The following is a 24,976-nucleotide window of genomic DNA, read 5'->3' on the forward strand; positions in this document are numbered from 1 at the left end:
GTCGTAAGCTGGCTTGGACTGTCGAGGGGATGCGCCTGAACGCCCGCTCCAATACTAATAGACGGGATGCGGGCCCGGAGGGGGCCGGACCGGTGCGCAGCTGCATCGGATGCGGCGCCAAGCGCATCCAGGCGGAGCTCACCCGTTTGGGGGTGGGTCCAGAGGGCGTGGTGGTGGACTGGCGGAGGCGGCTGCCCGGTCGGGGAGCCTACCTCTGTGGAGTCGGTTGCCTGGCGGCGGCGGTGAAGCGGAAGGCCTTTGGCAGGGCCTTCCGGGGAAAGACGGGGTCGGTCGACCCGTTGCTCCTGGGACAGGCGTTGGAGTCGGGCCCGGGCTCGCGGGGAGCAGCCGGGGGACGTGGGTGTTAGCACCACTCACACTCAATTTTGGATTAGGGTGCTGCGCCCGGTAGCCGGCGGAGCAAAAGGCCAATCAAAGTATGTCGAAGAAGCGCGTTCACGAGATTGCCAAGGAGCTCAAGGACCACGGGGTCGAGCTCGACAACAAAGAGGTCGTGACCGAGCTCGTCGCGCTCGGCTACGACGTCAAGAGCCATTCGTCCTCGCTTGAGGACGACCAGGCCACCGCTGCGGTTCAGCGGATCCTGGACAAGAAGAAGCCCAAGCAGGCCGCGCCCCCCGTGGCCGCCAAGGGCTTCGTCGTCCGCCGCCGGGCACCGACGGCGCCCTCGGCCGACCAGCCGAGCGAGGACTACGCGCCCGCCTCGGGGAACGAGTCGGCCCGTGACTACGTGGAGGCCGCGCCCGAGCCCACCGTCGAGGCGCCGCGCGCCGAGGCCTCGGCCCCGGTGTCCGCGCCCGAGCCCGTGGTGACCGCGCCGACGCCCGCGCCCGCCGTCGAGGCGCCGCGCGCCGAGGCCCCGGCCCCGGTGTCCGCGCCCGAGCCCGTGGTGACCGCGCCGACGCCCGCGCCCGCCGTCGAGGCGCCGCGCGCCGAGGCCCCGGCCCCCGCCGCCGTGACGGCGCCGCCCGCGCCCCCGGCCCCCACCCCTGTCGCCGAGACCCCTCGGCCCGTGGAGCCTCCGCGCCCCACCGCTACCCAGGCGGTCGTCGTCCGTCCGCCGCCCTCGTACAACAAGGAGTCGCCTAGCTTGTCCAATCGCCCGCCTTCGGCGGTCCCCCCCTCTGTTCGGACCCCCTCGCAGCATCCCTCGTCCAGTGGTCCCCGCTCGCCTTCCTCCGGTGGGCCGGGCATGTCCGGCTCGAGCCGCCCCGGCGGTCCCGGACAGGGAGGCCGCCCCGGCGGTCCTGGACAGGGAGGCCGCCCCGGCGGTCCCGGACAGGGAGGCCGCCCCGGCGGTCCGAGCCAGTACCAGCGTGGCGCGCCGAGCCAGTACCAGCGCAGCGGCCCGCCCACGTCGGCTCCGGTGCGTCCGTCCTCCTCGCCCACGGGCGCCCAGGCCAGCGCCACCCCCGGTGCCACGCCCCAGGCGACGCACATGGTGGGCGGTGTGCCCCACCAGCATGTCGCGCAGGATGCCCGCGCGCTGCGCCCCACGGCCACCCAGGCCGTCGTCATCTCGCGCCCGCTCATCCAGGTGCGCCGCGTCACGCCCACCACGGGCACGGGTCGGCAGTACCCCATGGCGCCGGGCAAGAGCGCCATCGGCGAGAAGCGCGAGTACAAGGTCGTTCCGGATCACCTCGGCCGAGGCCGTGAACTCGTCGACGTCTCCAAGAACAAGGAGAAGGAGCGGGCTGGCCGCGGCAACAAGCGGGGCTCCGCCACCGAGGGGCCGACCAAGCAGGAGATGACGGACCTGGCCTGGGGCCGGGTCACCATCCCCGTGCGTGGCAAGAAGAAGAAGCCCACGAAGAAGGGCGCCAAGACGCAGATCACCCAGATGGCCGAGGAGAAGAAGGTCATCAAGATCCAGGACGGCATCAGCGTGTCCGACCTGGGCCAGCGCATGGGTGTGCGCACCAACGAGCTCATCAAGAAGCTCATGGGCCTGGGCAAGATGGCCACGGCCAACCAGATCATCGACTCGGAGACCACCGAGCTCATCGCCACCGACTACGGCTGGCGCGTGGAGAAGGCCGGCTTCGAGGTCGAGGACTTCCTGCCCGAGGTGGAGGTGCGTCCCGAGGACGAGCGTCCGCGTCCGCCGGTCGTCACGGTCATGGGCCACGTCGACCACGGCAAGACGAGCCTGCTCGATGCCATCCGCGCCGCCAACGTGGCGTCCGGCGAGGCCGGTGGCATCACCCAGCACATCGGTGCCTACTCGGTGAAGACGTCGCGCGGCGACATCACCTTCCTCGACACCCCGGGCCACGAGGCGTTCACCGCCATGCGCGCCCGCGGCGCCAACGTGACGGACATCGTGGTGCTGGTGGTGGCCGCCGATGACGGCGTGATGCCCCAGACCATCGAGTCCATCAAGCAGGCCAAGGCCGCGGACGTGCCCATCGTGGTCGCCATCAACAAGATGGACGTGCCGGGCGCCAACCCGGACCGCGTCAAGAAGGACCTGGCCAACTACGAGCTGACCCCGGAAGAGTGGGGCGGCGAGACCATCATGGTCCCCGTGTCGGCCAAGCAGAAGATGGGCATCGACCTGCTGCTGGAGAACCTCGCGCTGCAGGCCGAGGTGCTCGAGCTCACGAGCAACCCGGCGCGTCCCGCCGTGGGCGCCATCATCGAGGCCAAGCTGGAGAAGGGCCGCGGTCCCGTGGCCACCGTGCTGGTGCAGGAGGGCACGCTCAAGGTGGGCGACGCCGTCGTCACCGGCACCCACTTCGGCCGCGTGCGCGCCATGAACAACAGCCGGGGCGAGGCCGTGAAGGAAGTGCTCCCGGGCTACTCCGCCGAGGTCATCGGCCTGTCCGGTGTGCCCACCGCGGGCGAGACGCTCAACGCCGTGGAGGACGAGAAGGCCGCCAAGGAGATCGCCACCCACCGCGCCATGAAGGGCCGTGAGGCGGAGCTCGGCAAGGCCAACAACCGCGAGACCCTCGAGCAGCTCTTCGCCAAGACGAAGGCCGGCGGTGGTCCCAAGGAACTGCGGCTCGTCATCAAGGCGGACGTGCAGGGCTCGGCCGAGGCCGTCAAGGAAGCCGTCCAGAAGCTGTCCACCCACAAGGTCCGCGTGGAGATCATCCACTCGGGTGTGGGCGCCATGACCGAGGGCGACGTGATGCGCGCCGCGGCGTCCAAGGGCATCGTGCTCGGCTTCAACGTGAAGCCCGAGTCCGGCACCGAGGCCGCGGCCAAGGCCCAGGAAGTCACCCTGGAGACCTACAGCATCATCTACGAGCTCATCGATGGTGTGCGGCAGTCCATGGAGAACCTCCTGGAGCCCATCCGCACCGAGCGCAAGCTGGGCCGGGCGGAGGTGCGCAACACCTTCAACGTGCCCAAGCTGGGCACCATCGCCGGCGCGGCGGTGCTCGATGGCGTCATGAAGCGCGGCGCCTTCGTTCGCCTGCTGCGCGACAGCAAGCAGCTGTTCTCGGGGAAGATGGCCTCGCTGCGCCGGTTCAAGGACGACGTGAAGGAAGTCGGCCAGGGCTTCGAGTGCGGTATCGGCATCGAGAACTACAGCGATCTCAAGCCGGGCGACATCATCGAGGCCTACGAGATCGAGGAGACGCGGCCCAGCCTGAGCTAGTCCCGCTCTGGCCGTCGTCCTCCACCACCAGGACGCTCCCGGTGGCCCGCTTTGTGAGCGCGGCCGCCGGGGCCAGGGGCATGTGTCATGTTCGTTTGTGTCGCACGTCTGACCCTCCAGATTCCGGAGAGCGGCTCCCTCAAGGCCAAGCGCCAGGTGCTCCGCCGGGTCTCGGAGCGGGTGAAGGCCCGTTTCAACGTGGCCGTCGCCGAGGTGGATGACCAGGATCTCTGGCAGAAGGCCACCCTGGGACTCGCGGTGGTGGGCAACGACCGCCGCCACGTCGACGAGCAGATGGAGAAGATCATCCACGCGGTGGAGGAGATGTACGTGGCCCCCCTCCTGTCCCGGCAGACGGAGATCATGGCCCTGGGCAACTCGCTCTACACGCCCACGGCCGCTCCACGTGCTTCCCGGCGCGAGCCGGAGGCGGGGGACGAGGGGGAGGGGACGGGCGACGAGGCGGGTCCGGAAGCGGACCTGGAGGATCTCATCGCCGGAATGGGGCGGAGTGACAGGTCCATGGCCGAGGCCGAGGGCCTGGAGGAGTGGGAGCGTCGGCACGCGCGGCGGGAAGGTGAACGGTCCGGTGTCAGTCCGGAAGGCCGTGAGGTGTCACCTCTGGATGAGGCCCGGGCGCGTGCCCGCGCCCTGCGCAATCCCCGAGATTGGGAGAAGAAATGAGTACCAGCAACCGGCCCGCTCGCGTGGGCCAGGAGATCCAGGCGGCCCTCGGGCGGATGCTCACCCGAGGGGAGTTGAAGGATCCCCGCATTGGCTACATCACCATCACCGGCGTGGAGGTCTCGCCGGACCTCAAGACGGCGCGCATCTACTATTCCATGATGGGCACCGAGCAGGCTCGCAAGGACACCCAGAAGGGGCTCGAGGCCGCCAAGGGGTTCATCCGCAAGGAGATCACCGAGGCGGTGAACATGCGCGTGTCCCCCGAGGTATTCTTCACCTTCGACGAGTCGCTGGAGCGGGGTGACCGGATCGAGCGGTTGCTGCGCGAGGTGAAGGACAAGGAAGGCTGGTAGTCGGCATGGACGGCGTGCTGGTCATCGACAAACCCAAGGGGCCCACGTCGTTCGACGTGGTGCGGCAGGTCCGGAGTCTGCTCCGGATCAAGAAGGTGGGTCACACCGGCACGCTGGATCCCATGGCCACCGGGGTGCTGCCCCTGTGTCTGGGAGAGGCGACCAAGGTGGCCGGCTTCATCACCGAGGGGGACAAGGCCTACGACGCCGTGGTCCGTCTGGGCGCGGAGACCGATACCCAGGACGCCGAGGGCCAGGTCACGGCCGAGGCCCCCGTGCCGCCCCTCACCACCGCGCTGCTCGAGGACGTGCTCGGCCGCTTCCGCGGCACGTTCGATCAGGTGCCGCCCATGTACTCGGCGGTGAAGGTGGGCGGCAAACGGCTCTACGAGCTCGCCCGGGCGGGCGAGGAGATCGAGCGCGCCAGCCGCCAGGTGACCGTGTACGACCTGGTCCTGCGCGACTTCAACGCCAACCAGCTCCGGCTGTCCGTGCGGTGTTCCAAGGGGTTCTTCGTCCGCACGCTCGCCTACGACATCGGCCGGGCGCTCGGCTGTGGGGCCCACCTGGAAGGGCTGCGCCGCACCATGAGCGGCCCGTTCTCCCTGGCCCAGGCCCTGCCCCTGGCCGACGTGCCGGGCCTCATCCAGGACGGCACCCTGGCCCGGCGGCTGGTGCCCATCTCCGCGGCCCTGGTGGACCTGCCCGCCGTCCGGGTGAACGAGGCGGACGCGCAGCGCGTGTCCCATGGCGTGCCCGTGGAGGCGCCCTCCCTGCCCGGCCGCGTCCGGGTCCTGGGCCCCGCCGATGCCCTGCTCGCGGTGGCCGAGGTGGTGCGCGGTCGCCTGCGCTACCTCCGCGTCCTCGTCTGACCTCCTCTTGGCCCGGGCACTCGACGTCACCGTCGTGGTTCCTCCGCCCCTGCGCCCCCTCTTCGAGGGCCGACGGGAGATCACCCTGGGCGTTCCCTCCACCTCCGGGGTGGGGGACGTCGTGGAGGTCCTGCTGTCGCTCTACCCCCGGCTGGGCCAGCACCTCGCCGGAGATCGGCGCCCGACGGGGGGCTTCTACGTGCACCTGGCCCTGACGGCCCACGCCCTGGAGGAACTGGCCGCGGGGGGCACGGGCCTGTCCTCGGGAGGACGCCTGTTGCTCTTCGTCCTGTCCCGTCCGGCCCCGGGGCGCCAGGCGGGCGCTTCCGGTTGACCGCCCCCCACCCGGTGCTGATAAGCCGTCGTCCCGTTACAGCAGAATACCCGGTCTGTACCCCTCCGCGGACCGCGGGCAGCGCAGCACCCCACCCCGGAGCGGGAAGAAAACAGGAAGCACATGTCGGCACTGCATCAGGACCGTAAGGCGGAAGTCGTCGCGAAGTACCGCACCCACGAGAGCGACACGGGCTCGCCCGAGGTGCAGGTGGCGCTGCTGTCCGAGCGCATCACCATGCTCACCGAGCACTTCAAGACGCACAAGAAGGACCACCACTCCCGCCGTGGTCTGCTCAAGCTGGTGGGTCAGCGCCGCCGCCTGCTCGACTACCTGAAGAGCAAGGACACCAACCGCTACAAGAAGCTCATCGACGGTCTCGGCATCCGCAAGTAAGCCGTCGGGAAAAAACGGGGCGCCGGCATGCGCTGGCGCCCCGAGTCGTTCATAGGCAGTCCCTTTCACGAGGAGTGGGGTAATCCAGAGAGGACCGGTGGAGATGAGGACGGAGGTTTTGGTTTCCGTTCGGACGGGCCGACCCGACAGCAGGGGTGGGCCCGCGCGAGCAGGGATCAAGACTCCGACGCATCCCTCCCGGCGCTTCCGAGGCGCCCCCCCGCAGTTCAGTCGCGGTTGCTTGTCCGTGCCTGTTCCAGGCCTGGCGACCGCATCCACCCACAGGCCTCGCTACGAGGCGCGTGGACCCAAGTCCTCTGGTGAGGGCGGGGCGCGCGCTTGGAGGCCCCACAGTCACAAGGCAAGACGGATATGCACCTGAAGAAGAGCGTCAAGATTGGCGAGACCGAGCTGACCATCGAGACCGGCCACCTGGCCAAGCAGGCCGACGGCTCCGTGGTCGTTCGCTACGGCGACACCATGCTGCTGGTCACCGCGGTGAGCGCCCGCGAGAAGAAGGACGTGGACTTCCTCCCCCTCACGGTGGAGTACCAGGAGAAGCTGTACGCGGCGGGCCGCATCCCCGGCAGCTACTTCAAGCGCGAGGGCCGCCTCACGGAGAAGGAGACGCTGGCCAGCCGCATCGTGGACCGCTCCCTGCGCCCGCTGTTCCCCGAGGGCTACGCCTACGAGACCCAGGTCATCTCGAGCGTCATCTCCGCGGATCCCGAGCACGAGGGGGACGTGCACGGCATCACCGGCGCCTCCGCGGCGCTCTGGGTGTCGGACATCCCCTTCAACGGCCCCCTGGCCGGCATCCGCGTGGGCCGCGTGGACGGCAAGCTCGTCGCCAACCCCACCGCCAAGCAGCGCGAGCAGTCGGACATGGACATCGTCCTGGCCGTCAGCCGCGAGGCCATCGTGATGGTGGAGGGTGGCGCCGAGGAGGTCAGCGAGGCCGACATGGTGGCCGCGCTCGAGTTCGGCAAGCAGTCCGCCCAGGGCGCGCTGGACTTGCAGGACGAGCTGCGCCGCACCCTCAACAAGACCGAGCGCTCCTTCGATCGCGCCCCGGCCGTCGCCGAGGACCTCAAGGCCAAGGTGCGCGCCCTGGCCTGGGACGGCATCGTCCACGGCTACACCATCAAGGAGAAGCACGCCCGCTACGACGCGCTCTCCAAGGCCAAGAAGGAGACGGTGGCCAAGCTCAAGGAGCAGATGGGCGAGACCTACACCTCCCAGGTGGAGAAGCACGCCAAGCAGGTGGTGGAAGACCTCAAGTACGAGCACATGCGCACGCTCACCGTGAACGGCGGCCGCATCGGCGCCCGTGGTCACGCCGAGGTCCGCTCCATCACCAACCAGGTGGGCGTGCTCCCGCGCACCCACGGCAGCGCGGTGTTCACCCGCGGCGAGACCCAGGCGCTGGTCGTCACCACGCTGGGCACCACCGAGGACGAGCAGCGCCTGGAGCTGCTCAACGGCCAGTCCTTCAAGAAGTTCATGCTGCACTACAACTTCCCCCCGTTCAGCGTGAACGAGACCAAGCCCCTGCGCGGCCCCGGCCGTCGCGAGGTGGGTCACGGCGCCCTGGCCGAGCGCGCCCTGCGCAACATGATGCCGCCGGCGGACCGCTTCCCGTACACCATCCGCCTCGTGTCGGAGATCCTCGAGTCCAACGGCTCGTCCTCCATGGCCTCGGTGTGCGGTGGCACCCTGTCCCTCATGGACGCGGGCGTGCCCATCAAGGCCCCCGTGGCCGGCATCGCCATGGGTCTGGTGAAGGAGGGCGAGCAGGTCGCCATCCTCTCGGACATCCTCGGTGACGAGGATCACCTGGGCGACATGGACTTCAAGGTGTGCGGCACCGCCAAGGGCATCACCTCCATCCAGATGGACATCAAGATCACCGGCCTCACCACGGAGATCATGAGCCGCGCGCTGGAGCAGGCGCGTCAGGGCCGTCTGCACATCCTGGGCGAGATGCTCAAGACGATGGCCGAGCCGCGCAAGGAGATCAGCTCCTTCGCCCCGCGCATCACCACCCTGCAGATCCGCCCCGAGTTCATCAAGAACGTCATCGGGCCGGGCGGCAAGGTCATCAAGGACATCATCGCCCGCACGGGAACCGTCATCAACATCGACGACTCGGGCCGCGTGGACATCGCCAGCTCCAACGTGGACTCGGTGAAGTCCGCCATCGCGATGATCCAGGCGCTCACGCGCGAGGCGGAGATCGGGAAGATCTACACGGGCACCGTGCGCAAGATCGCCGAGTTCGGCGCCTTCGTGGAGCTGTTCCCGGGCACCGACGGCCTCATCCACATCTCCGAGCTGAGCGACAAGCGCGTGAAGAACGTGTCGGACGTGCTCAAGGAGGGCGATGAGGTGCTGGTGAAGGTGGTCAGCATCGACAAGACGGGCAAGATCCGCCTGTCGCGCAAGGAGGCCATGGCCGAGCGCGCCGCCGCTCAGCAGGGCTCGGCGCCCGCCGCCGCCGCCCCCGAGGCCACCCCCGCCGCCTCGCCCGAGGCCACCCAGCCGGGCGCCAAGGCCTGAGTTCCCGGCCTCGGCCGTGACCGCGCCCTCCCTTCCGCTCCGGCGGGGGAGGGCGTTGTCGTTTCCGGGGAGGGGGCAGACCGCGACCTGTCCTTCGTGCGTTGATGGGCCCGTGCCCCAGGCCTCCCTCGCCGCGTTCTCCCACTTCCTCGGCCACTTCCGCTGGGCCTTCATGCCGCTGGGCCTGCTGGCGCTCATCGCCGTGGGCGTGCATGCCGCCACGGACACGCTCGATGACCGGCTGCTGCTCCTGGTGGACGCGGCGGATGCCCGGTTCGATGCCTTCGTCGGCCGCTCCCCGCTCACCGAGCCCCTCGTGGACCTGCTCTCCCTGGAGCGGCGCGCCACGCTCGCGCGACTGCTGGCGCTCGTCTGGGAGTTGGCGGCGGACCTCGTGCTCGCGCTGCCCGCGCTGGGCTACCAGGAAGAGGACAGCGCGCCCCCCGGCGCCTGGCGCGCCCTGGGACTGAGGTGCCTGCGCGCGCCCACCACGCTGCGGTGGATCCGCCCGCTGGCGACGGCGTTCGTGGTCGTGGCGGGCGCCTGTGCGGTGGCACGACTCGTCCAGGGCACGGTGTTCCTGTCCTGGACCGCGTTGTTCGGCGAGCGCGTGGCGGCGGCCCTCTCCCAGGGCATCGCGCTCGGGGCCCTGGCCGGACTGCTGGGGCGACTGGGCGCGCGCGCCGTCCTGCTCAACCTCCAGGCCGCGGATGCGGAATCCCAGGCGCAGGGCAGGGGCTTCGTGAAGGCCGTGGGCCATGGCCTCGCGGGCTCGGTGCTGGTGCTGCCCCTGGCGATCGCCGCCGCGCTGGATGCCTCGCCCCTCTTGTCCTTCGTGCGCTGAGGAGCCGTCATGTTCGCGCGACCCGCCCGAGGCCTGCTCGACTTCTCGCTCGTGCTCCTGTGCGTCTGGACCGCCTGGCACCATACGCCCGCGGGTGCCCTCGTCCGGCGCGGCACGGCCTGGGCGCTCGGGCATCGGAGCACGGCCCGCGCCCTGCTCGACTACTACGCCCTGGACGTACCCCCTCCGGCTTCGGCGACGGGGGACGCGCTCGACGCGCTCGTGCCCCTGCCCACCGCGCCTCCCCCCGTGCCGCTCGCGGCGCCCGAGGCGCTCGCCCACGGCTCCTACCTGGCGTTCCAGGCGCTCTCCGTCGAGGCACGCGCCCCCGTGCTGGCGCTCGCGCGGGAGCGGGGCCTGTCCCCCGAGCTGTTGAGTGATTCGCGTCAGGGTCCGGTCGCGCTCGGGCGGCTGCACGCGGCGCTGGCGGTGGACTTCCCCGACGAGGAGAGCCGCCTGGCCGCGCTGTTCGTCGGCCGGCTGCCCACGCACTACGCGCTGGAGCGGCTGGCGGCCGAGGGCCACGCCCCGAGCCTCAAGCGGCTCGCCCAGCAGTGGCCGCCGGGGTACGAGGCGGCCAGCGGCGCGGCCGTGCAGGCCCTGGCGTTGGCGACGGCCTTCTCGCTCGCGTGGCCGGTGCCGGAGCACAGCCGCATCTCCAGCCCCTTCGGCATGCGCACCAACCCCGTGTTGGGGGTGAAGAAGCTGCACACCGGCGTCGACCTGGCCGTGCGCACGGGCACCGAGGTGCGCGCGGTGGCCGATGGCACCGTGAGCCGCGCGAGCGAGGACGCCGTGAACGGGCGGGTGGTGCTGCTGCGGCACGAGCGCGGGGTGACGACGGCCTACTGCCACAACTCGGCGCTCCGGGTGCGCCCGGGGGACCGGGTGAAGCGCGGACAGGTCATCGCGCTGTCGGGCAGCACGGGGCGCTCCACGGGGCCGCACCTGCACTACCAGCTCACCCTGTTCTCCCGCCCGGTGGACCCCTTACGCTTCCGCCCCCGGGGCCTCGCCGTGGTGGACAACGCGTTCAGCGAATGAGTGGCGGGGAACTCGCCCCGGCGCGCGTGCGTGGTACAGCTCCGGCGGATGACGCCTCCCGTGTCCGTGGGGGTCCGGCGGGTGCGGGCCCATGCCGAGCCGTTGCCACTGCCCCGCTATGAGACGGCGCTCGCCGCGGGCATGGACCTGCGCGCGGACATCGAGGACGAGCGCACGCTCGCGCCGCTCGAGCGGCTCCTCGTGCCCACGGGCCTGGCCCTCGGGCTGCCCCCCGGGTACGAGGCCCAGGTGCGGCCCCGCTCTGGCCTGGCGCTGCGCCATGGCCTCACCCTGCTCAACGCCCCGGGCACCGTGGACGCGGACTTCCGGGGCGAGGTGCAGGTGCTCCTGGTCAACCTCTCCTCGGAGCCCTTCACCCTGCGGCGGGGGGACCGCATCGCCCAGCTCGTGGTGGCGCCCGTGAGCCGCGCGTCCCTCGTGGAGCTGCAAATCCTGGAGTCCACCGAGCGGGGCGAGGGCGGCTTCGGCTCGACGGGCCGCTGACGGGACGCCGAGGCCCGCGCGTTCCTTGCCCCGTGTCGGCGGCGCGCGGTAAGAGATCTCCCGGGAAAAGTGGAAGCCCCCCTCCTCCTTCCCGCCACCCGCCCGGAGCCCGACCCCCTTGCTTTGCCAACGCTGCGGAAGCCTCGTCCCGGACAACAGCGCCTCCTGCGCCACCTGTGGCCTGAAGCTCTCGGGCGGAGCGACGGGGAGCACCCCGCGCCGCCGCGCGGGCGGGGTGGAGGCGCCCTACAAGGCCGGCGACGTCTTCGCCAAGCGCTACGCCATCCGCGAGGTCATCGGCCCGGGCCCCGTGGGGCACGTCTTCCGCGCGCTCGACCAGGAGATGGACGTCGAGGTGGCCCTCAAAGTCATCAACCCCCGGCTCGTGCAGATGCAGGAGGAGCGCACCCAGTTCTCCCTGGCGCTGCGCGCGGGCAAGAAGCTCACCCACCCGCACCACGTGCGCGTCTACGAGGAGGGCGAGGACCGCAACCGGCCCTTCTTCACCACCCAGCTGCTCGAGGGCATGACGCTGCGGCGGATGCTCGAACAGCGCGCCTCCCAGGGCCAGCGCTTCACCGTCAAGGAAGCCGAGCCGCTGCTCGCGCAGCTCGCCGAGGCGCTGGAGCACGCCCACAAGTACGGGCCGCACTCCAACCTCAAGCCGGAGAACATCCTGCTGCTGCCGGATCTGCTCAAGGTGACGGATTACGGCCTGGCGCTCGGCATTCCGCGACTGCCCTTCATCCAGGCGCAGAAGTCCTGGAAGGTGGGCTGCTACCTGGCGCCCGAGTACTCCGAGGGGGGAGAGCTCGACACGCGCATGGACATCTACGCCCTGGGCGTCATCCTGGGCGAGCTGCTCACCGGCCAGATGCCCGAGGAAGGGGAGGTGTCCGAGCTGCTGGCCTACGAGGCGGACCTGCCCCAGGGCGTGGAGGCGCTCTACCGGCGCGCCACCAACACCAACCCGCTCGCGCGCCCCAAGTCCGCGAGCGAGTTCCTGTCCGAGTTCTCCGCGGCGCTGTCCTCGCGGCCCCGTCCGGCGGCCAAACCGGCCCCGTTGTCCCTCAAGGGCCGCGGCAAGGCCGTGCCCTTCAGCCTCACCGCGGAGCTGGCCACCGCGGCCCCGCCGAGCTCCAACGCGCTGCCGCCGCCGGTGCCCACCACGGAGCTGCCCACGCTGGGCACGCCCACCATCCAGGTGCCCACGGTGCAGCCCGGCGCGGCGCCCACGCAGGAGGCGCCCCGGAGCACCGTCGAGACGCCCGTGGCGGTCGCGCCCACGCTGGAGATGCCCCACGCGGCGGCGCCCACCGAGGTGTTGACCGCCGAGAGCCTCGCCCAGCGGGGCATCTCCACGGCCCGCGAGGCCCCGCCTCCGCCCGACGCCACCCAGAAGCTCGACTCGGAGGCCCTCGCGGCCATCATGGCCACGCCGCCCCGGCAGGCGGGCGCGCCCAAGGGCCGTCCCGCTCCGGCCGCGCCGCGCGCCGAGCCGCGTCCCGCAGCCAAGGCCGCCGCGGGCAAGGCCAAGGCGGCCGCGCCGGCCCCGGCCTCCAAGGCCTGGATGGTGGCGCTGGCCATCGGAGGGCTCGCCGTGGGCGCCGTGGCGGGCTACAGCCTGTTGAAGCTGCGCGGAGGCACGCCCCCCGCCGTCGAGTCGTCGGCGGGCGCGCCCGCGGCCACCGCCCTCACCCCGCCGGGCGCGGGCGAGGGGGGCGTCGCGGGAGCGCTCGGCTCGTGCCCCCAGGGCATGCGGTACGTGAGCGGCGGCGCGTTCAAGATGGGCAAGGAGTCCGCGGACGAGGGCCCGCGCAACGAGTCGGCGTTGATCTCCCGGCAGGTGGGCGCCTTCTGCATCGACGAGTTCGAGTTCCCCAACCAGGCGGGCGTCGCGCCCCGGGTGGGCGTGTCCTGGCAGGACGCGCGCAACGAGTGCGCGAAGATGGGCCGGCGCCTGTGCTCCGAGGAGGAGTGGGAGAAGGCCTGCAAGGGCCCGGGCAACCTGCGCTTCCCCTACGGCACCGCCTTCGAGGCGCGCCGGTGCAACACCGAGGGCAATGCCGGGGACCGGGCGCGCTCGGGTGCCTTCACCACGTGCCGCTCGGGCTACGGCGTCATGGACCTGTCGGGCAACGTGGCGGAGTGGACCGAGTCCGAGTTCGGGGATGCCCGGGGCCGGGTCCAGAAGGGAGGCTCCTTCAGCCGGCAGGAGATCTCCGCGCGGTGTGCCTCCCGGGCGAGTGGAGAGCCGGAAGTGACGTCGGGTGAGGTGGGGTTCCGCTGCTGCATGGGGGTGAAGCGATGACGCGTTGGGGCCTGCTGCTGGTGTGGCTGGTGGTGCTGCCGTGGGAGGCGTCCGCGCAGGCGGCGCGCCCGAAGGTGGTGGTGGTCAAGTCCTCCGGGCTCGCGTCGTACGCCTCGGTGGTGGCGGGCTTCAGCGCCGAGGTGCGCGCCGAGGTGTCGGAGGTGGTGCTGGAGGACAGCGCGCAGGCGGCCTCGCGCGCCCTGCAGCGCATCGCGGCCCAGAAGCCCGCGCTGGTGCTCGCCATCGGCCCCCTGGCGGCCAACTCCGCCCGCCGCGCCCTGGAGAAGGACGTGCCCGTCCTGTTCGCCATGGTGCCCTACTACGAGAAGTACGGCCTGGAGGGGCCCAACCTCACGGGCATCGCGCTCACCAGCGACTTCCGGCCCGAGCTCTCCTCGCTCAAGGCCCTGTCCGGCTCCATCAAGCGCGTGGGCATCCTCCACGATCCGCGCTTCTCCGCGGGGCTGGTGGAGTCGGCGCAGTCGGCGGCCTCCGCCCTGGGCATGTCCATCGTGTCCCTGGAGACGGATGGCCAGGGCAAGCTCGACAAGGTGCTCGCCAACGCCAAGGACAAGGTGGACGCGATGCTGATGGTGGCCGACAAGACGGTGGGCAACGCCGCCGTGGTGCAGGGCCTCATCACCTTCTGCGCCGCCCAGCGGCTGCCGCTCGTGGGCCTCACCCCCAGCCAGGTGAAGGAGGGCGCCACCCTGGCCCTCGCGCCGAGTCCCGTCACCATCGGTCAGCAGGCGGGACGGCTGGCCAACCGCATCATCCATGAACGGATCGACCCGGGCGCGCTCGCCGTGTCGCAGCCCGAGGGTCTGGACATGGCCGTCAACCTCTCCGCCGCGAGCAAGCTCGGAGGCTCCAAGGACGCGGTGCTGGAGCTGCTGCGCTTCGCCGCCAAGCGGGACTTCCCCGTGAGGGTCTTCGAGTGATTCCGCGCTACAGCCGCAAGGAGATGTCGTCTCTCTGGACCGACGTGGCCCGCCTGCGCCGCTGGCGCGACGTGGAGCTGGCCGCCCTGGAGGGCATGGTGGAGGCGGGCATCGCGCCGCGCGAGGCGCTCGCCGACTGCCTTGCGCGCGCCGGGGACTTCTCCGAGGCGGACGCCGCGCGCATCGAGGAGATCGAGCGCACCACCAAGCACGACGTCATCGCGTTCCTCACCTTCATGGAGGAGCGCATCGGCCCGAGCGCGCGCTGGCTGCACCTGGGCATGACGTCCTCGGACGTGCTGGACACGTCCCTGGGCATGGCGCTGCGCGAGGCGGCGGAGCTCATCCTCCAGGGCGTCACCCGGGCGATGGCCGCGGTGGAGAAGCGCGCCTTCGAGCACCAGCGCACGGTGATGATGGGCCGCAGCCACGGCATCCACGCCGAGCCCATCACCTTCGGCCACAAGCTGGCCATCTGGTACGACGAGCTGCGCCGCGCCCGGGTGCGGCTCGAGCACGCCCGGGACACCATCTCCGTGGGGATGATCTCCGGCGCGGTGGGCACGTTCGCGCACCTGCCGCCCTCGGTGGAGGAGTTCACCTGCCGGAAGCTCGGCCTGTCCCCCGCGCCGGCCTCCAGTCAGATCATCCAGCGCGACCGGCACGCCGAGTACTTCTCCGCCCTGGCGCTCCTGGGCGCGAGCCTGGAGAAGTTCGCCGTGGAGATCCGCCACCTGCAGCGCACCGAGGTGCGCGAGGTGGAGGAGCCCTTCACCGCGGGCCAGAAGGGCTCCTCCGCCATGCCCCACAAGCGCAACCCCATCCTCACGGAGAACCTCTCCGGCCTGGCGCGGCTGTTGCGCGGCTACGCGGTGAGCGCCCTGGAGGACGTGGCGCTGTGGCACGAGCGCGACATCTCGCACTCGTCCGTGGAGCGCGTCATCGGGCCGGACGCCACCATCGTGGCGGACTTCATGCTGCACCGCTTCTCCGGGCTGATGGAGAACCTGCGCGTCTACCCCGAGCAGATGAAGAAGAACCTGGAGCTGCTCGGCGGGGTGGTCAACTCGCAGCGGATCTTGCTGGAGCTCGCGCGCAAGGGCATGGACCGGCAGGCCGCGTACGTCATCGTCCAGCGCAACGCCATGCGCATGTTCGAGCACGGTGGCACGTTCCGCGAGGCGCTCGCCCAGGACGGGGACTTGCTCGCGGTGATGACGCCCGCGGAGATCGAGGCCTGCTTCTCGGCCGACTACCACCTCAAGCACGTGGAGGACATCTTCCAGCGGGTGTTCGGCCGGCGCGCCTGAGGGGTGGGGCCCCGGTCCGGTCCGGGGCCCGCTGCTGGCACTAGAGGTAGCCGCGGGCCTGGAGGTTCTTCTCCAGGCGCGCCTGCACGTCGCCGGGCGTGAGCACCAGGGGCGTGCCGGTGATCTGCTCGTAGGCCGCCAGGTACGTGCGCGCGGTGGACACGCGCACCTCCTCGGGGATCTCCGGCAGGGGGCCGTGGCCCTGGAAGCCGCGCTCGCGGATGAGCCACTGGCGCAGGTTCTCCTTGTCGAGCATCCGCTGATCCTCGCCCCGGGACAAGCGCGCCTCGTACTCGTCCGCCATCCAGTAGCGGCTGGAGTCGGGCGTGTGGATCTCGTCGATCACGAACAGCTCGTCGCCCACCTTGCCGAACTCGTACTTGGTATCCACGAGGAGGAGGCCCCGGGTGCGTGCCCACTTCTGGCCCTCGAGGAACAGGGCCCGGGCCGCCTCGGTGATGCGCGCCCAGTCGCGTGCGCTGGCGAGGCCGCGGGCGAGCAGCTCCTTCTCGGAGATGGGCTCGTCGTGCTGGCCCTTGGGCGCCTTGGTGGACGGGGTGAAGAGCGGGGCGGGGAAGGCCTCGTCCTTGCGCATCCCGTCGGGCAGGGGCAGGCCGTAGGCCGTGTGCGTGCCCTTCTGGTAGTCGCGCCACAGGCTGCCGGTGAGGTAGCCGCGCACGACCACCTCCAGCGCGAAGGGCTGGCAGGCGCGCGCCACCGTCACGTTCGGATCCGGCACGTCCAGCACGTGGTTGGGCACGATGTGGCGCGTGCGCTCGAACCAGAAGTTCGTCAGCCGGTTGAGCACCTCGCCCTTGAAGGGGATGGTGGTCAGCACGTGGTCGAACGCGGACAGCCGGTCCGAGGTGACGAGGACGAGCCTGTCCCCCTGGCGGTAGGTGTCGCGCACCTTGCCCTGGTAGTGCTGGCCGAGGGAGGACGGGAGCTGCGGACGCCCGAGCGTCTGGGACAGCTGGGCGTGGAGTGCGGAGGTGGTCACGGCGGAGGGCGCCTCGGCCCCGGCATGGGGCGGCAAAGGCGCTCCGGACTCTACTGGACCGCGCCCGGCAGGGAAGCGGGACCGTAGGCCGCCGCCATGTAGAGGAACGCGGGGTTGATGCGCAGGTTGCCGTCCACGTAGGCCGCCGCGTACGGCGCGCTGGAGGCGCGATCCACCTGCACCATGCCCTGGGGCTGGATGTGCCAGTGCGCCAGCAGCGTGCGCGCCACGAGCTCCGCCACCTCGCGCTCGGACAGCCCCTGCAGGCTCTCGCGGCGATCCTCCTGCCAGCGCTCGCCCGCGCGCCCATCGAAGCTCAGCTGCAGCGGCGCGCCCGCGTCCGGCGCCTGGAGCAGGTCCGTTCGGGCCTCGAAGCCCGGGGCCGCCACCAGCTCGCCGCCCACGCTGATGGGAAAGAGCATGGGCGCCTGCGCCGCCTGGCCCGCCTCCGACTCGGAGATGCGTGCCACCTCGCGGTAGAGGTCCAGGCGCGTGGCGGGGTTCTCGAACTCCAGCAGTTCGGGGGGATTGGTGAGGGCCTGGCGCGCACCAGGAGCCGCGCGCACGGGCACGCCCCCGACGCCACAACCCGTCAGGACCACGAGAGAAAGGATCAAGCCAGGGATCCAGCGCCGCATCCGGGGGAATATACCGATGCACCCCGGGCTCGGGAAGCTAAACTCAGGCCCATGCTCGCGGCGGCGAACCTCACCGTTGTCCTTCATCAGACGAGATCTCCCGACAACCTGGGCGCCGTGGCCCGGTTGATGGCCAATTTTGATTTTTCCCGGCTCGTGCTCTCCGAGCCCACGGCCCATGTCTTCCAGGGCGCCGAGCGCATGGCGGTCAAGGGTCAGGCGGTGCTCGCGGGGGTGACCGTGGTCCAGAGCCTGCCCGAGGCGCTCCAGGACTGCGTGTACGCGGTGGGCACCACTTCTCGCACCCAGATCGAGGGCCGCGCGCCGTCGCTCACGCCGGAGGAGGCGGTGGCGCGGCTGGCCGAGCAGAGCCAGCGGGGGCGGGTGGCGCTGGTGTTGGGCGGCGAGCAGCGGGGGCTGTCCAACGAGGAGCTGGCGTTCTGTTCGGATCTGCTCGTCATCCCCACGGGGCAGGTGCAGCCCTCCATGAACCTGGCCCAGGCGGCGGCGGTGCTGCTCTACCTGTGCGCGCGGGCGGGTCAGGCGCCCAGCGGCCCGGCGCCGCGGCTGCGGGAGGAGCCGGGCGCGCGCATGGGCACGGTGGGGGCGCTGGGCGAGCGCATGCGCCAGGTCTTCCTGGAGGCGCAGTTCCTCAACCCCCAGGCGCCCGAGCACGTGCTGCGCGAGCTGGAGCGCAGCCTCTTGCGCGCGGAGTTGACGCAGCGCGAGGCGGAGCTGTGGCTCACCGCCTTCAAGCACGTGTCGCGGGTGATGAAACGCGAAGGGGGCGCTCCCCGAGAGGAAGCGCCCCCTGGACACCCCGGACGGGGAGTCTAGGCCGCGGCCTTCTTGTAGGTCTCGTCGTAGTGCTTGGTGCACAGGCCGCCCTTGTCCGTCTTGGTGCGGCACTCCGGCTTGGAGCAGGTGCGGTAGCGCGAGTGGGGCAGGTCGCCCTGGCGCCACTTCTTGAAGTGGAAGAAGCAGTAGCTCTTGGCGCGGTAGGGGCGCTTGCAGCCCTCGACGCTGCAGGCCTTCTTGCCGTTGCCCTTGGCCGTGCGCGGCCAGCTCTTCAGGGTCGTCTTCTGTGCTTCAGCCATGGAATTGCTCCTGTTGCATCGCTGCGGAGGTGATGCGCAAGGAGCGTCGTGTAGCGCTGGCTCTAACGGAACGCAAGGAGGCAGGCGGGGAGCCAGGCCCTGCCCGCCGCCGTCCGCCTCAGGGCGAGACGGCCTTGGCCGGCGGCACGGGCGGCCCCAGGGGCCCACTGCCTCCCGTGCCCGCCTGCTCGTCTGCTGGGGTCTCGGGCTGTACGTGGCGCGAGGGGGTGGTGGTCTTGGCGGAGAGGGCCGGGGTCTCGCCGGGCTGGTCCTCCAGCCGCACCCGCATGCGCAGGGGGTGCTCGCCGCGCCGCACCCGCAGCGTCACGTTGCCGCCCACGCCCCGCACCGCCACCTGCCAGCGCAGGTTGTGGGCGCGTTGAATCTGGGAGGTGTCCATGCCCTCGATGACGTCGCCCACCTGGAGCCCGGCGCGCGAGGCGGGGCCTCCGTCCAGCACCTCTGACACCACCACGCCCCGGGGGCGCACCAGCCCGTAGGCCTCCACCACGTCCGGCGTGCAGTCCTGCACGGAGACGCCCATCCAGCCCCGGCGCACGCGGCCGTACTTGCGCAGGTGCGGCAGCACCGCCTTGGCGATGTCCACGGGGATGGCGAAGCCGATGCCCTGGCCCGCGACGTTGACGGCGTTGGCGACCGCCACCACCTCGCCGTGCAGGTCCAGCACCGGCCCCCCCGAGTTGCCCGGGTTGATGGACGCGTCCACCTGCATGTAGTCGAAGTCGCCGTCGCGCCCGCTGGGCGTCACGTCCGTGCGGCCCTTGGCGCTCACCACGCCCGCGGTCACCGAGTGCGTCAGGCCGAACGGGTTGCCGATGACCACCACCCACTCGCCCACGTCCACGCGCGTGGCGGAGGACAGCTTGAGCACCGGCAGCTTGTGCGGGGCATGGATGCGCAAGAGCGCGAAGTCCGTGCGGGTGTCCTCGCCCACGAGCTCCGCCTCGTACTCCTCGGCCTGGCCGTGTCCCGAGTACACCGAGATGCTGATGTCCTCGGCGCCCTCGATGACATGGGCGCTCGTGAGGATGTAGCCGTCCGGGTGGATGATGAAGCCCGAGCCGATGCCCTTCTGCGTCTCGCCCTCCGAGCCGGGCGTGGGGTTGGGCTGTCGGGTGGTGATGGACACCACCGCGGGCAGCGCGGCCGTGGCCACCTGACTCAGCGCGGAGCGCTCCTGTCGGACCGACCGCTGCCGGGAATCCTCCCACAGCTTGTCCGCCCGCTCGGCGGCTCTTCCCCAGGCTGGCGCGCCGAGCAGCGTTGCCAGCGCGACACCCTTCCACCACCGTCCACCGACCATCGTCCCGCCTCCGGACCACCCGCCTCGTCACAACCTAGGGAGGCGGCCCCCGGAGGGGAAGCGGGCTCGGGGGACAGTTACTTCTTCTGGGCGATGAGGCGATCAATCGCCGCCCGATCCTCGTGGGTGATGCGCTCGCGCGGCGCCGGGGGAGGGGCCGGAGCCACCGCCGGAACCACCTGCTTCGTCGTGCGCTTGACGGCGCTCTCCGCCTGATCCAACGCGTCCGTCAGCCCGTTCTTCACCCGCTCCACCCGTGTCGGGGGCTGCACGTTGCGCTTCCACGTGCGCTGGGCGAGTTCCACCGGCGTGCGGCCGTCGATCTCCACCGTCGCCAGACCCACCCCGAGTCCCACCGCGCAGGCCGTCCAGATCAGGAACTTCAGGAAACCCATTGTTCACACCCTCCTACCCCGTCATACATTTGGTGGACCGAAGGGGCCAGTTTCCGGCGGAAGCGGGGGAAGGACGCTGACAGGGGAGGGGGGCTGCCCGTAATGTGCGCCGCCTTGCAGCCCGAAGACTTCCTCCAGGCGGCCCGTGCGCGGGCCGAGACCCTTTCGCCCCCGCGGGCCCAGGAGGCGCGCGAGCAGTTGCGTGCCCTGGCCCTGGGCCTGTTCTCCCGGATTCCCGAGCCGCCGGTGTACCACCGCGCGGGTGACCCGGCGCGTCAGCAGGCCGAGGCGCTCTTGCCAGAGGTGGAGAAGGTGCTGGCGCTGGGGCTGGCGGTGCGGCGCGACTCGGGGGCCTGGGAGGCGGGGGACAAGCTCATCGCCGCGCTCGAGCGGCATGGCGAGGCGCTGTGCCTCACGGGGGATGGGCGGCTCGCGCAGGCCGAGGAGGCGTGGCGGCACGCCATGGATCTGGAGCGGCTGGCGCATCCCCTGCGCGCGTTCGGCGCGAGCCCGCGCGGCGTGGAGCCGGTGTTCGATCGGACGACGGGCGCTTCCCGGTTCGACCCGCGCGAGGAGCCCGTGGCGCGGCTCAAGCTCGTGTGCCCCAACACGGGCTGCAAGCGCGTCAACGAGTATGGCTACGTGCCGGGCCCGGGGACGCGCCCCTACGTGTGCCCCGCCTGCCGCACGCCCTTCCTGGCGTACTTCGGTGAGCTGCGCGGGCTGGAGATCGAGCACAAGAGCAGCTCGCGGCGCTTCCTGTTCACGGTGGCGGAGATCCGCGGCTCGGGCGTGTCGCGCGTCGAGTTCGAGGAGGCGAGCGGCGATGAGTTCCCGGCGGCCCGCGGCGATCTGCTCGTGTTCCTCTACACCGAGGCGCGCGAACTCAAGGCGGTGGTGAACCAGACGAACCAGCGGCTGATGTGGATCTCCCCCGCCGGCTCGTGCTTCGTGGTGACGGCGGCGTTCGGCGAGGGCGCGCCGGAGCTGGTGGCGTTCCGGGCGTTCCGGGACGAGGTGTTGCGCCGGCATGCCTGGGGACGGGGCTTCATCCGCGTCTACTACCGGCATGGACCTGGACTGGCGCGTTGGGTCGTGGCCCGGCCGTGGGTGCGCCGCCAGGTGCGGCGGGCGCTCGGGCGGGTGCATGGCGTGTTGCGCACGACGAGGAGTACACACACATGACGGAGCCGCTGAATTCGGACGCCGGGTCACCCCCACCGGCGCGGCATGGGTGGAGCAAGGTGGTGCTGGTGGTGACGGCGCTGCTGGGCCTGGCGGGGCTGTCCTACCTGGGCGTCCAGCAGGCGCTCCGGGCCCGGCTGGCCTCCAACGGGACCGTGGCCCCCGCGGTGAAGATGCAGCGCTATGAGAAGGGCACCCTGTCGCTCGCGGACCTCGAGGGCAAGGTGGTGATGCTGGACTTCTGGGCGACCTGGTGCGCCCCGTGCCAGGCCGAGATGCCCTCCCTGGTCAAGCTGGCCAAGGAGTACGAGAGCAAGGGCCTCGTGTTCGTGGCGGCCAGCCGGGACGACATGCCGGACGCGCCCCTGTTCGTGCAGGAGTTCATCCTGAGCCGCATGCCGGACCTGGCGCCCTACGTGGTGTTCGCCCCGGACGAGATCGCCGCCACCTTCCAGGTCACGGCCCTGCCGACGCTCTACTTCCTCGACCGCCGCGGACAGGTCGTGGACGCCCAGCGCGGCATGTTGTCCGAATCAGAGCTGCGCCAGCGCATCGAGCGCGCTCTCCAGCACTGAGCAGGGTAGGCACACCGGTCTTCGCGGCTGAACTCACCTGCGAAGACCGGCTCCCCAACCCCGTCCCCCAACTCCCCTTGAGCCGTATCGTCGAAGGGCTCTCGCCCCGCGCGATGGTCGTCCTCATTGCTGCGCCCCGCGTACCGCCCCGTACTGCCCAACCGACCCGCCCATACTGCCCCGTACTGCCCGACCGACCCGCCCGTACCGCCCAACCAACCCGCCCGTACTGCCCGACCGACCCGCCCGTACCGCCCGACCGACCCGCCCGTACTGCCCAACCGACCCGCCCGTACTGCCCCGTACTGCCCGACCGACCCGCCCGTACCGCCCCGTACCGCCCGACCGCCCGACCGACCCGCCCGTACCGCCCGCCCAACCCGACCGACCCGCCCGTACTGCCCCGTACCGCCCGCCCGTACCGCCCCGACCGACCCACTCCGAACTTCGCGTCGACCCCTGTCGACCGCGAGGATGGCTATAGCATTCGCCGTGCCGGAGGCCTGGCGCGCCCCCGTCCTCGTGATTTCAAGGGGATGGCGGAACAGGAGCCCCTGGGGTGGGCCTCCGGGACGTCCCCCCTCCAGAAAAAAGTGCTGTGGGATGGACGGGGGCCTGCACTCTTGGGGGGATTGGCCAATGTGGCAGGCTCTGCGCCATGAACCGTTCCGCTCTCACCCTGTGGCTGTTCGTGTCGTGCGCCGTGGCGTGTTCCCGCCAGGTGGAGTCCTCCGCGTTGGCGCTCCGGTACGAGCCGCCCTCGGGCATGCGCCTGCTCTCGGAGGACGCCGGCGTGCCCGCGGAAGCCCGCTTCGAGGGCGGACTGCGGGTGCGCTCGGTGCCGGGCGCGCCGTTGCGCCTCGACGCACCTCCCGCCGAGGTCCTCCAGGCGGCCGGCCTCCAGGAGGACGGCTACCAATCCCTCACCGCCACCCAGGGCACGCTGTCCGCGGGGCCCGTGGCCCGCCATGAGTTCCGGCGGGGCCCGTCGCGGATGCTGCTCTACATGGTGCCCCGCGAGGACCGCTGCGTGTTCGTCATCTACGCCGCGTCCGAGCAGGACTACGGGCGGGGACTGGCCCGGGTCGAGCGCTCGCTGTCCACGCTCGCCTTCACCCGCTGAGCCCCCGCCCGGGGCTCACTTCGCCTCGGGCTTCTTCTCCTGGGGGACGATGCGCGGCGCGGTCTGCACCTCGGACTTGATGAGGCGGAACTCGACGCGGCGGTTCTTCGCGCGTCCGAGCGGCGTGGTGTTGGTGGCGATGGGCCGCATCTCGCCGAAGCCCTTGGCGCGCAGGCGCGAGGCGTCGATCCCCTTGGACACGAGGTAGTCCATGACGGACTGGGCGCGCCGCTGCGAGAGGCTCAGGTTGAGCGAGTCCGAGCCGATGTCATCCGTGTGGCCCTCGATGAGCACGGGGCCGAGCTCCGGGTTGCGGTCGAGCACCGTGGCCACCTCGTCGAGCAGCTTGAGCGACTGCTTCTGGATGGTGGCCGAGCCCGTCTCGAAGAGGATGTTGCCCTTGATGCGGATGCGATCCGACTCGATGACCACCAGGGGCGGGTTGTCGATGGGGCAGCCGTCGTTCTCGGGCGGACCGGACTCGTCGGGGCACTTGTCCACGTTGTCGGGGACCTCGTCGCCGTCCGTGTCGGGGCAGCCGTCGTAGCCCTTGGGACCGGGCTTGGTGGGGCACTGATCGATGCCGTCGGGCACGCCATCGCCGTCCGTGTCCAGGCAGCCCTGGTGGGCCGCGACGCCGGCGGTGTTGGGGCACAGATCCTCGCCGTCGCTGATGCCATCGCCGTCGTTGTCGGGATCCGGGCAGCCGTCCTCGTCCTGGAAGCCGTCCTTGTCCTCGGGCTCGTTCGGGCACCGGTCGCGCGAGTCGGGCACGCCGTCGCCATCCGAGTCGAGGAAGGGGGCCTCGTAGCGCACGGAGAAGAGGACGCGCACGTCCTCGCGCCCGTAGCCGCTGCCAATCGTGACGCCCCGGCCCACGGCCAGCTCCACGCCCCAGGGGCCGTACACCCGGGCCCGCGCGCCGCCGAGCACCTCCCAGGGCGTCTTGAGCGAGTCGGCCTGGCGGAAGTTGAAGGGGGCGGAGGCGGGCGTGGCCAGGTGCGTCTCGAGCATCGCCTGCACGTCGGTGAGGGGGCCCACGTCGGGCAGGTCCACGACGGCGCCCGCGCCGAACGTCACCTCATGGCCCACGTAGAGGTTGAGGTACTGGCCGGGCCGGGGCCGCAGGCGCATGCCCACGTTGCCAATGAGCCGCACGGGCCCGAAGGCGCGCTCCACGGCGAGCCGGGGCGCCACGAGCACGCCGCGCTCGCCGAGGAAGCTCTGGCCGTCACCGGTGGGCAGCCGCACCTCGGTGGTGAGGGCGAGGCCCACGGGGAAGTCCTCGGGCAGCAAGAGGAAGAAGCGCGGGAGCACCCGCACGTCGCCCAGGCCCCAGCGGCGCACGCCCGCCGCGCCCGGGAAGTCCGGGGCGTTGAGCGTGTCGCGCAGCAGCTGGAAGTTGTCCCCCTGCACGAGCGTGAAGGGCAGATCCGCGGCGACTTCCAGCCGGCGGTGCAGCTGCCAGGCGAAGAGCGCGTGGGCATCGAGCCGGTAGGGCAGCAGGTTGCCCAGCTTCTCGTCGCCCAGCCGCAGCGCGAGCACGCCGTGGTTGTAGTCGAACAGCAGCGCGCCCCGGAGGCTGTCGGCGTACTCGGGCGAGGCGCCTTCCAGGGCGATACCGCTCTTGTGCGCGGGCGTGGCCTTGAGCGGAACGGCGTCGAAGCCGCGCACGAAGGGATCTTGCTGCGCCCGCGCGGAGACGCCCACCAGCACGAGGAACACCACCGCGAGTCGAATGACCGTGCGTCGCAAGGACCGCTCCCGGGCAAAGGGGCCCGGAAATCCGGGCATTGAACCCGACAGGCTCTACCACTGCCTCCCCGGGGGGAGGAAGAAAACCCCCGGGG

The 24,976-nt window shown here is 71.3% G+C and carries 24 protein-coding genes; 18 read left to right on the plus strand and 6 right to left on the minus strand.

What is annotated here, in order from left to right; genetic code table 11:
* The first annotated feature begins 29 nt into the window (after positions 1–29).
* The 14 genes from I3V78_RS12645 (at position 30) to purB (ending at position 15,789) form a co-directional block, all read left to right on the plus strand.
* Positions 30–368 (plus strand): YlxR family protein, encoded by a 339-nt coding sequence (locus tag I3V78_RS12645; protein WP_204487474.1) that lies wholly within the window; start codon positions 30–32, stop codon positions 366–368.
* Positions 369–439: 71 nt separating this feature from the next.
* Positions 440–3,634 (plus strand): translation initiation factor IF-2, encoded by a 3,195-nt coding sequence (gene infB, locus I3V78_RS12650; RefSeq protein ID WP_204487475.1) that lies wholly within the window; start codon positions 440–442, stop codon positions 3,632–3,634.
* 87 nt (positions 3,635–3,721) lie between these two features.
* Positions 3,722–4,318, plus strand: coding sequence for a DUF503 domain-containing protein (locus tag I3V78_RS12655; protein WP_204487477.1), 597 nt, complete (start codon positions 3,722–3,724; stop codon positions 4,316–4,318).
* A complete protein-coding gene (gene rbfA / locus I3V78_RS12660; RefSeq protein WP_204487478.1) occupies positions 4,315–4,674 on the plus strand; it encodes a 30S ribosome-binding factor RbfA in 360 nt (119 codons plus the stop codon). The genes I3V78_RS12655 and rbfA overlap by 4 nt, the downstream gene beginning before the upstream one ends.
* A 5-nt stretch (positions 4,675–4,679) precedes the next feature.
* Entirely contained in the window at positions 4,680–5,546 is an 867-nt protein-coding gene (truB, locus tag I3V78_RS12665) for a tRNA pseudouridine(55) synthase TruB (RefSeq protein ID WP_204487480.1), read from the plus strand.
* Between the two features lie 34 nt (positions 5,547–5,580).
* Complete coding sequence (locus tag I3V78_RS12670) at positions 5,581–5,880, plus strand: hypothetical protein (protein ID WP_338023549.1); 300 nt, start codon at positions 5,581–5,583, stop codon at positions 5,878–5,880.
* A 123-nt stretch (positions 5,881–6,003) separates the two neighbouring features.
* Entirely contained in the window at positions 6,004–6,276 is a 273-nt protein-coding gene (gene rpsO, locus I3V78_RS12675; protein ID WP_204487486.1) for a 30S ribosomal protein S15, read from the plus strand.
* 372 nt (positions 6,277–6,648) lie between these two features.
* Positions 6,649–8,835 carry a polyribonucleotide nucleotidyltransferase gene (gene pnp / locus I3V78_RS12680; RefSeq protein WP_204487488.1) on the plus strand — a complete coding sequence of 729 codons (2,187 nt, stop codon included), beginning with the start codon at positions 6,649–6,651 and terminating at the stop codon, positions 8,833–8,835.
* A gap of 112 nt (positions 8,836–8,947) precedes the next feature.
* The gene (locus tag I3V78_RS12685) at positions 8,948–9,679 is read left to right on the plus strand and encodes a hypothetical protein (RefSeq protein WP_204487490.1); all 732 of its coding nucleotides are present in this window, start codon (positions 8,948–8,950) and stop codon (positions 9,677–9,679) included.
* A 9-nt stretch (positions 9,680–9,688) separates the two neighbouring features.
* Positions 9,689–10,723: a M23 family metallopeptidase gene (locus I3V78_RS12690; RefSeq protein WP_204487491.1), complete on the plus strand. Its 1,035-nt coding sequence runs from the start codon at positions 9,689–9,691 to the stop codon at positions 10,721–10,723.
* Positions 10,724–10,771: 48 nt separating this feature from the next.
* Positions 10,772–11,227 carry a dUTP diphosphatase gene (dut, locus tag I3V78_RS12695; protein ID WP_204487492.1) on the plus strand — a complete coding sequence of 152 codons (456 nt, stop codon included), beginning with the start codon at positions 10,772–10,774 and terminating at the stop codon, positions 11,225–11,227.
* 118 nt (positions 11,228–11,345) lie between these two features.
* Entirely contained in the window at positions 11,346–13,538 is a 2,193-nt protein-coding gene (locus tag I3V78_RS12700) for a bifunctional serine/threonine-protein kinase/formylglycine-generating enzyme family protein (RefSeq protein WP_204487498.1), read from the plus strand.
* Positions 13,535–14,479, plus strand: a complete 945-nt coding sequence (locus I3V78_RS12705; RefSeq protein ID WP_204487500.1) for an ABC transporter substrate-binding protein — start codon at positions 13,535–13,537, stop codon at positions 14,477–14,479. Before I3V78_RS12700 ends, I3V78_RS12705 begins: the two co-directional genes overlap by 4 nt.
* Entirely contained in the window at positions 14,476–15,789 is a 1,314-nt protein-coding gene (gene purB, locus I3V78_RS12710; protein WP_204487502.1) for an adenylosuccinate lyase, read from the plus strand. The genes I3V78_RS12705 and purB overlap by 4 nt, the downstream gene beginning before the upstream one ends.
* A gap of 40 nt (positions 15,790–15,829) precedes the next feature.
* Here the strand turns inward: purB and I3V78_RS12715 are convergent, their stop codons facing one another.
* On the minus strand, positions 15,830–16,789 hold the full coding sequence (locus I3V78_RS12715; RefSeq protein WP_204487504.1) for a phosphoribosylaminoimidazolesuccinocarboxamide synthase: 960 nt from the start codon (positions 16,787–16,789) through the stop codon (positions 15,830–15,832).
* Positions 16,790–16,839: 50 nt separating this feature from the next.
* Entirely contained in the window at positions 16,840–17,406 is a 567-nt protein-coding gene (locus I3V78_RS12720; RefSeq protein ID WP_239576400.1) for a hypothetical protein, read from the minus strand.
* Positions 17,407–17,478: 72 nt separating this feature from the next.
* Between I3V78_RS12720 and I3V78_RS12725 the strand changes: the two genes are divergently transcribed.
* Positions 17,479–18,264: an RNA methyltransferase gene (locus tag I3V78_RS12725; RefSeq protein WP_204487508.1), complete on the plus strand. Its 786-nt coding sequence runs from the start codon at positions 17,479–17,481 to the stop codon at positions 18,262–18,264.
* On the opposite strand, the gene I3V78_RS12730 is transcribed toward I3V78_RS12725, so the two are convergent.
* The 3 genes from I3V78_RS12730 to I3V78_RS12740 all read right to left on the minus strand — a co-directional run bounded on the left by I3V78_RS12730 (position 18,261) and on the right by I3V78_RS12740 (position 20,243).
* Positions 18,261–18,524 carry a vegetative protein gene (locus I3V78_RS12730; RefSeq protein WP_204487511.1) on the minus strand — a complete coding sequence of 88 codons (264 nt, stop codon included), beginning with the start codon at positions 18,522–18,524 and terminating at the stop codon, positions 18,261–18,263. The two genes, I3V78_RS12725 and I3V78_RS12730, sit on opposite strands and share 4 nt — an antisense overlap.
* 118 nt (positions 18,525–18,642) lie before the next feature.
* Positions 18,643–19,848: a S1C family serine protease gene (locus tag I3V78_RS12735; RefSeq protein WP_204487513.1), complete on the minus strand. Its 1,206-nt coding sequence runs from the start codon at positions 19,846–19,848 to the stop codon at positions 18,643–18,645.
* A 77-nt stretch (positions 19,849–19,925) separates the two neighbouring features.
* Positions 19,926–20,243, minus strand: coding sequence for a hypothetical protein (locus I3V78_RS12740; protein ID WP_204487515.1), 318 nt, complete (start codon positions 20,241–20,243; stop codon positions 19,926–19,928).
* 114 nt (positions 20,244–20,357) lie between these two features.
* On the opposite strand from I3V78_RS12740, the gene I3V78_RS12745 reads away from it, so the two are divergent.
* From I3V78_RS12745 to I3V78_RS12755, 3 genes are all read left to right on the plus strand, one after another.
* Complete coding sequence (locus I3V78_RS12745) at positions 20,358–21,428, plus strand: CFI-box-CTERM domain-containing protein (RefSeq protein ID WP_239576401.1); 1,071 nt, start codon at positions 20,358–20,360, stop codon at positions 21,426–21,428.
* On the plus strand, positions 21,425–22,003 hold the full coding sequence (locus I3V78_RS12750; RefSeq protein ID WP_204487519.1) for a TlpA family protein disulfide reductase: 579 nt from the start codon (positions 21,425–21,427) through the stop codon (positions 22,001–22,003). Before I3V78_RS12745 ends, I3V78_RS12750 begins: the two co-directional genes overlap by 4 nt.
* A gap of 658 nt (positions 22,004–22,661) precedes the next feature.
* Positions 22,662–23,126 carry a hypothetical protein gene (locus I3V78_RS12755; RefSeq protein WP_204487521.1) on the plus strand — a complete coding sequence of 155 codons (465 nt, stop codon included), beginning with the start codon at positions 22,662–22,664 and terminating at the stop codon, positions 23,124–23,126.
* A 15-nt stretch (positions 23,127–23,141) separates the two neighbouring features.
* On the opposite strand, the gene I3V78_RS12760 is transcribed toward I3V78_RS12755, so the two are convergent.
* On the minus strand, positions 23,142–24,920 hold the full coding sequence (locus I3V78_RS12760; RefSeq protein ID WP_204487523.1) for an OmpA family protein: 1,779 nt from the start codon (positions 24,918–24,920) through the stop codon (positions 23,142–23,144).
* Positions 24,921–24,976 lie beyond the last annotated feature (56 nt).

Origin of the sequence: Archangium primigenium, from assembly GCF_016904885.1 — a bacterium.
GTDB lineage: Bacteria > Myxococcota > Myxococcia > Myxococcales > Myxococcaceae > Cystobacter > Cystobacter primigenius.